Raw genomic sequence first — 7380 nt, forward strand, 5'->3', positions numbered from 1 at the left:
CAAAACTATTAAATACACAAAGAAAAACCAAAAAACCGCGAAGCGCGTCCATCCCCCACGGCGCTGCGGCAAGGTCTGTGCTGGGGCGGCTCCTGACACCCCGTGCTGCCCGCGGAGGCCCTGCAAAAGAAGAAAATTGTATGCGTTGAATACGGATTTAGAATAGCATAAAGCGGATGAAAAGAGAACCCCTCCGTCCGCTGGGGCAGGCGATCCACGTGCTAAACGCGATTGGGTATTGAATTTCGCTGTTGAATTTTGAATGAATCGATGGTTTATCTGAAAGAGAGCTTTACAAACCCTCTCGTCTGATGGTAAAGTGTTAAAGTCGTTGTCGGTTGCCCGTTTTTGTGAGAGTGTGTGAATCATTTTCAGGAGGTGAAGTTGTATTATGTTGAAGAAAATCCTTGCGTCACTGGCGTTGGTGCTCCTGTTGGCTGGGAGTGGGCTGGCTGCGGACCCGATCCGGATCGGCTACCTCGTCGCGCTGACCGGCGACAACGCCCCCTTCGGCATCACGGAGGCCAACATGGCCCGGATGATCGTGGACGAGCAGAACGAGGCGGGCGGCCTTCTGGGCGGCCGTCCCATCGAGCTCATCGTCTACGACACGAAGACGCGCAACGAGGACGCGGTCAACGCGGCCCGCCGCATGATCGAGAGCGACCGCGTGTGCGTGATCATCGGGGACCTGGCGAGCGGCATCAACATCGCGACGGCCCCCATCGTCAACCGGGGACACGTTCCCCAGATCTCGACCATCGGCACGAACCCGCTGGTGACGGTTGACGAGAAGGGCAGGGTGAGGCCCTACTCCTTCCGAATCTGCTTCACGGACCCGTACCAGGGCGCCATCGCGGCGGACCTGGCCTACAACGACCTGAAGAAGACGAAGGCCGCCATCCTGTACAACGTCGGCTCCGACTATGCTCACGGGCTCCGCGAGTTTTTCACCGAGAACTTCAAGCGGCTGGGCGGCACGATCGTGGCGGACGAGGGCTTCCGCGGCGAGGACGTGGACTACCGCGCACAGCTCACCACCATCAAGGCGTCGGGCGCGGAGTTCCTGTTCCTCCCTGGCATGGGCAAGGACATGGCGCTGGCCATCAAGCAGGCGCGGGAGCTGGGCTTCGACGGGACCATCGTCGGCGGCGACGGCTTCAGCGACATCATGTTCGAGATCGCGGGCGACGCCATGAAGGGGACGTACTGGATCAACCACACCTACATGGAGGACCCGGAGATGGCCCCCATCTACGAGCGCTACCAGAAGCGCTACAACGACGTCTGCAAGGAGTTCCTGGACGGCGCCATGGCGGCGGATGCGGTGTACTGGGTCTTCGACGCCATCACCCGCGCGGGCGTGGACGAGGGGCCCGCGATCGCGAAGGCCCTCGAGGAGACGAAGGGCCTGAAGCTGCACCACGCCACCATCACCATCGACCCCGCCACCCACGACCCCATGAACAAGGCGGGCGTGGTCCTGCGGGTCGACGACGACCTGAAGACGGAGTTCTACAAGAAGATCGAGCCCAAGGCGGAGTAGGGGAGCGGGGGTGAACGCTCAACGGACCCCAAACGGAAGCTTGCTTTTGGACTGCCAGCGGCAACGGGGCCGTGGGGTGCCGTCGGTCCTGAGAGACGGCCCAGCGGTTTCGCAAAAGCTCCACTGGATAGAAAAAGCGTCCGTCCCTGTCGGGGCGGACGCTTTATGCAACCAATCGTCGTGATAGAAGAAGTTCACGGTGACTGATGGAGCCTCAAAGGGAGCGTGTGCGCCGGCAGGTTTCCTTCAGATCTGCAATAGCATTTTTATGTGAGGTATCCCGTCCAGCAGAAATTCCTCGGATATCTGCTGGAAGCCCAGCTTTTCGTAAAAACGCCTCGCGTAGGTCTGTGCTTCCAGATAAATCTGTTTTGCCCCAAACTGCTTCTGCGCTACCAGTAAGCCTTCCTTCAAAATTTGGCTGCCTAAGCCACATCGCCGTTTTGCCGCGATGACGCGACCGATGGAAACGTACTCGCTTTCGATCTCTTTATCCATTACCCGCAGATAAGCCTGAATGCCGTTTTCGTCCTTCAGATACACGTGAATGGCAGCTTGATCGCAGTTGTCGAGTTCTGGGTACGGGCAGTTCTGCTCGACCACGAAAACATCCACACGAAATTTCAGAATGGCGTACAGTTCTTCATTGGTTAATTCATGGAATCGTTTTGTGTTGAGTTCCATACCATCACCCCTTACGACAGTGCAATGGGAAAGCCCTCGGCTTCAGCCGTGCCCACAAAGCGGGGCGAACTTTCCAGTCTTAAGGGAGAAGACATAAGACTGACTTCGGTCGGCTGTCTTTGTCGATCTTAGAATCTCATGTCATAACGATTGCACTTTTTCGACAGCGGTATAAAAGCGTCCGCCTCAATTGGGGCGGGCTCTCTTCATGCCGCCCTATCCGTCACTTCCTGCCGCCCAGGTAGACCGCTTCGATCTCCGGATCAACCAGCAGGTCCTTCGACGCCCCCTCCTTGACGATGGATCCCGTCTGAATGACGTAGGCCCGGTGGGAGAGCTGGAGCGCCTTCTTCGCGTTCTGCTCGACGATGAGGATCGTCGTGCCCAGCTTCCGGTTGATGACGGTCAGTTCCTTGAATATCTCGTTGATGATGATGGGGGCGAGGCCCAGGGATGGCTCGTCCAGGAGCAGCACCTTGGGCCGGGCCATGAGGGCGCGGCCGACGGCCAGCATCTGCTGCTCGCCGCCCGACAGCGTGCCCGCGTACTGCTCCCTGCGCTCCAGGAGCCGGGGGAAAAGCTCAAAGACCTTCCGCTCCTGCTCTTCGATGGCGCTGCGGTCGGAGAGGGGGAAGGCCCCCATCCTGAGGTTCTCCAGGACGGTGAGCGGGGCGAAGACCCTGCGCCCCTCCGGCGCGAGGGAGACGCCGCTGGTCACCACCTGATGGCTCCTTCGGGGCAGGTCCCGGCCCTCCAGCAGGACCCTGCCCGATGCGCGCGGGACGTCGCCCATGATGGCGTTCATCATGGTCGATTTTCCCGCGCCGTTGGCCCCGATCACCGCCACGATCTCACCGGGGAAGACGTCGAGCGAGATGCCCCTCAGGGCCTGGATGGCGCCGTAGTTCACCGAGAGGTCCTGAACGGAAAGGATGGGGGTTCTCTCGTCAGCCATTTGTCATTCCTCCTCCCCAAGGTAGGCCTTGAGCACTTCGGGGTGCTGGCGGATGTCCTGCGGACTGCCCTCGGCGATCTTTGCGCCGAAGTTCATGCAGATGATGTGCGGGCAGATGGCCATGACCATGTCCATGTGGTGCTCGATCAGGAGGATGGTGAGGCCGAGTTTTTGATGCAGTTGGGTGATCAACTCGTTGAGGTCGTGCACCTCATCGGCGTTCATGCCCGCGGCGGGTTCGTCCAGGAGCAGGAGCTGCGGCTGAAGCGCAATGGCGCGGGCGATCTCAAGCCGGCGCTGCAGGCCGTAGGGCAGGGTCCCGGCGGCCTGTTCCGCGCGGTCCGCCAGGTCGACCTGCTCCAGGAGCTCCATGCTCTCCCCGCGGATCGCGGCCTCGCGTCCGCGCCAGCGGCCGAGGTGCGTGATGGCCTCGAAGAACGAGTAGCCGTGGTGCTGCTGCGCCGCGGTCATGACGTTCTCAAGGACGGTCGAACCCGGAAAGAGCCTGAGGTTTTGGAAGGTGCGGGCTATCCCCAGGCGGATGACCTGATAGGACCGCAGGGCGTTGACGTTTTTGCCCATGAACTTGATGTCGCCGCCGTTTGTGTCGTAGACGCCGGTCACCAGGTTGAAGATGGTGGTCTTTCCCGCACCGTTGGGCCCGATGAGCCCTGCGAGCTCCCCCCGCCGGATGACGAAGCTCATGTCGCTGACGGCCTGGACCCCGCCGAAGAACTTGTTGACGCCCTTCAACTCCAGCACCGCGCTCTTCGATGTCGGGTTCATCAGCGGCTCCCTCCCTTCTCGTCCGGCCCGGCGGCCGGGGACTTCCTCCAGCGCTTCAGGACCCGTCGGGCGTAGGCCGGGGTCAACTCGTTGGTCCCCATGATGCCCTCCGGGCGAAGGACCATGATCAGCACCAGCACGGCCCCGTAGACGAGCATCCTGTATTGAGAGATGGGGCGGAACAGCTCCGTGACCAGCGTCAGGATCGTCGTGCCGATCAGGCAGCCGCTGGTGGAGCCCAGCCCGCCGAAGACGACGATGGAGACCAGCTCCGTCGACTTCACCTGATCGAACATGACGGGCTGGATGAAGGACATGTAGCCCGCCAGGAGCGCGCCCGCCACGCCGCAGTAAAACGCCGAGATGGCGAGGCTCAGGACGCGGAAGTGGGCCGTGTTGAAGCCCAGGAGGGACGCCGCCACGTAGTCGTCCCGACAGGCCTTGAAGGCGCGCCCGTACCGGCTGTTGATCAGGAAGAACATGAGCACGCACAGGACGAGAAAGAAGGAGACGGCCACGGTCATGGACGTGTAGTTGTCGATTCCCGGATAGCCGCGCGCGCCGCGCGTGACGCTGTTCCAGTTCTCGATGATGAGCCGGATGGCCTCACCCAGCCCCAGGGAGACGATAGCGTAGTAGTCGCCCACCAGCTTGAGCGTCGGAAGGCCGATGAGGTACGCCAGCACCATGGACAGGACGCCCCCCGCGAGGATCGCAGCGGCGAAGTGCACCTCGTACTCGACGGTCAGGATGGCCGCCGTGTAGGCCCCGATGGCCATGTACCCCGCGTGCCCCAGCGTGAAGATGCCGGTGAAGCCCGTAAAGAGGGAGACCCCCAGAGCGGCGATGAGGTTGATCGCCAGAAGGGTGACGACTCCGGATGCATAACCTTCCACCATGATGATCCCCCCTATACCTTCTCGCTGACGGACTTTCCGAAGAAGCCCGTGGGGCGTATGATCAGCGTCACGATGAGGATGCCGAAGACGACGAGGTCGCGGAACTGGCTTGAGATGAAGCCGGCGGTCAGCATCTCGGCCAGCCCCAGGATGATGCTGCCCAGCACGGCGCCCGGCAGGGAGCCCAGCCCGCCGATGACGGCCGCGATGAAGGCCTTCGTCGTGATGGCGTTCCCCAGCTGGGGATAGAGCGTGTACCGCACGGAGAGAAAGATTCCCCCCACGGCCGCAAGGAGCCCCGCGACGAAGAACACGATGGAGATGAGGCGGTTGACGTTGACCCCCATCAGCCCCGCCGTTCGGAGGTTGTAGGACGCGGCCCGTATGGCCAGCCCCCACTTCGTCTTGACGAGGAAGACCTGCAGCCCGATGAGGAACGCCACGGCCGTGATCAGCGACAGGATGTCGAAGGCGCTCGTCGTGACCACCCCGAAGAAGCGGACGGGGTTCGTTGGGATCACGGGCGGCAGAGCGCGGAAGCGGCCGCCGATGGTCACGACGAAGAGGTTTTCGATCACGATGCTCATCCCCATGGAGGCGATGAGCATGTAGAGCGTGACGGGCGTGCGCTCGCGGATGGGACGGTAGGCCAGGCGCTCCACGACGATGGCCGAAACGCCCGCGCCGACGAGGGCGGCCAGGGAGGCCGTCCAGATGTCCAGCTTGAGTTTGAGGAGGGCGTAGTAGCAAATGTAGCCGCCGATGACGAGGAAGCCGCCGTGCGCGAAGTTGGAGAACAGCAACACGGAGTAGACCAGCGAGTAGCCGACCGCGATGAGGGCGTAGACCGATCCCAGCGACAGCCCGTTGATCACCTGTTGAATCAGGGTGACGAAGAGATTCAAAATTTAACACCTCGATTTCGTTGAGTGGTGTGGATACGGAGGCGCCCAAGCGCCTGGGGACTCGGACCGTCGGTCCTTTCGCGTCCCGCGCCCGCGCTCCGAAAGGTGGTGAGGCCGCATAGAAACGGGGCCCAGGACCGACGAACGCCAGCCTTGGGCCCCTCCGTGAATGCGGTTTATTTCGGCTCTATTTTCTTGTAGAACTCCGTGTTCAGGTCGTCGCCGACCTTCAAGATGATGCCCGCCTTGTTCAGCGGGTTGTGGTCTTCGGGGTCGATGGTGAGGGTGGCGTGGTTCAGTTTGAGGCCCTTCGTCTCCTCGAGGGCCTTTGCGATCGCAGGCCCCTCGGCCGCACCCGCGCGCTTGATGGCGTCCAGGACCCACCACATGGCGTCGTAGGCCATCGTGCCGTTCACGAACTCCTTGCACTCGTCGTGGTAGGTTTCCTTGTAGCGCGCGAAGATCGGGGCCATGACCGGGTCCCCCAGGTAGGTGTGGTTGATCCAGTACGTCCCCTTCATGGCGTCGCCCGCGATCTCGTTCATGAACTCGCCGTACCCGTCGCCGCCGATGACGGTGACGTCGAGCCCCAGCTCCTGGGCCTGCTTGATGGCCAGCGCCATGTCCTTGCCCATCCCCGGCAGGAACAGGACGTCCGAGCCGGAGTTCTTGATGGTGGTGAGCTGCGCGCGGTAGTCCACGTCCGTCTCGCGGAAGCCCTCGTCCGCCACGACCGTGCCGCCCAGCTTCTGAAAGTCCTTGGTGAAGAACTCCCGGAGCCCGTGGGCGTAGTCGGAGCCGACGTTGTACAGGATGGCGGCCTTCGTCTTCTTCAGGTCGTTGTAGGCCAGGTCGGCCGCCAGCGCGCCCTGGTAGGGGTCCGTGAAGCAGATGCGGAACGAGTAGGGACGGACCTTGCCCTTGTTGTCCACCGTAACCAGCGGGTTGGTCCCGATGGTGGAGATCTGGGGGACGCGCCCCTTGTTCACGATGGGCGCCGTGGCGATGTTGATGCCGCTGGTGTTGGCCCCGACGATGACGCAGACGCCGTCGCTCTCGATCATGCGGCGCACCGCGTTGACCGCGTCCTCGTTGCGCGTTTTCGTGTCGTAGACGACGAGCTCGATGGGACGGCCAAGGACGCCTCCCGCGGCGTTGGTCTCGCTGACCACCATCTTCGCCATGTTGACCTCGGTGATGCCGTACTGCGCGTAATCGCCCGTGAGCGCGGCAAGGTAGCCGATCTTGATGGGGCCCTCCGCCGCACAGGCCGCTCCTGAAACCGCCAAAACCATCGCCAGTACCGCTAAAGCCTTTCTCAAGGTGTCCACCTCCGGATAATTTCAGATTTCGGGAAAGCCAATGAAAATAATTTTGAGTAGCAGCAATTTAGCAATTTGATGACTATTATTGTACCGGCCCGGCGCGAAAATGTAAAGGGCCCTGACCCAAATCCACAATCTGCGACGGCTTTATCGAGGATTGCATCTATGCACAGGTTAAGTTGATTTTATACCCAATCGCGTCTAATAATGTAGATTGCCTCCCCTGAAAGGGGAGGTGGTTCGCGCAGCGAACCGGAGGGGTTGTTCCCTGGGTACAACA

At 61.6% G+C, this 7380-nt stretch carries 8 protein-coding genes; 1 reads left to right on the plus strand and 7 read right to left on the minus strand.

Annotated elements, in window-relative coordinates:
* A partial coding sequence (locus SY1_RS01275; RefSeq protein WP_208872531.1) for a hypothetical protein occupies nt 1-369 on the minus strand: 369 nt, incomplete at its 3' end.
* Nucleotides 370-391: 22 nt separating this feature from the next.
* On the opposite strand from SY1_RS01275, the gene SY1_RS01280 reads away from it, so the two are divergent.
* Nucleotides 392-1546, plus strand: coding sequence for an ABC transporter substrate-binding protein (locus SY1_RS01280; protein ID WP_015555924.1), 1155 nt, complete (start codon nt 392-394; stop codon nt 1544-1546).
* Between the two features lie 246 nt (nt 1547-1792).
* Here the strand turns inward: SY1_RS01280 and SY1_RS01285 are convergent, their stop codons facing one another.
* From SY1_RS01285 to SY1_RS01310, 6 genes are all read right to left on the minus strand, one after another.
* On the minus strand, nt 1793-2230 hold the full coding sequence (locus SY1_RS01285) for a GNAT family N-acetyltransferase (RefSeq protein WP_015555925.1): 438 nt from the start codon (nt 2228-2230) through the stop codon (nt 1793-1795).
* Nucleotides 2231-2453: 223 nt separating this feature from the next.
* Complete coding sequence (locus tag SY1_RS01290) at nt 2454-3185, minus strand: ABC transporter ATP-binding protein (protein ID WP_015555926.1); 732 nt, start codon at nt 3183-3185, stop codon at nt 2454-2456.
* A 3-nt stretch (nt 3186-3188) separates the two neighbouring features.
* A complete protein-coding gene (locus tag SY1_RS01295; RefSeq protein ID WP_015555927.1) occupies nt 3189-3971 on the minus strand; it encodes an ABC transporter ATP-binding protein in 783 nt (260 codons plus the stop codon).
* Nucleotides 3971-4870: a branched-chain amino acid ABC transporter permease gene (locus SY1_RS01300; RefSeq protein WP_015555928.1), complete on the minus strand. Its 900-nt coding sequence runs from the start codon at nt 4868-4870 to the stop codon at nt 3971-3973. Before SY1_RS01300 ends, SY1_RS01295 begins: the two co-directional genes overlap by 1 nt.
* Nucleotides 4871-4881: 11 nt before the next feature.
* The gene (locus SY1_RS01305; protein ID WP_243440547.1) at nt 4882-5775 is read right to left on the minus strand and encodes a branched-chain amino acid ABC transporter permease; all 894 of its coding nucleotides are present in this window, start codon (nt 5773-5775) and stop codon (nt 4882-4884) included.
* 176 nt (nt 5776-5951) lie between these two features.
* Nucleotides 5952-7097 (minus strand): ABC transporter substrate-binding protein, encoded by a 1146-nt coding sequence (locus tag SY1_RS01310; protein WP_208872532.1) that lies wholly within the window; start codon nt 7095-7097, stop codon nt 5952-5954.
* Nucleotides 7098-7380: the final 283 nt, after the last annotated feature.

It is taken from the genome of Fretibacterium fastidiosum (genome assembly GCF_000210715.1).
Classification (GTDB): Bacteria; Synergistota; Synergistia; order Synergistales; family Aminobacteriaceae; genus Fretibacterium; species Fretibacterium fastidiosum.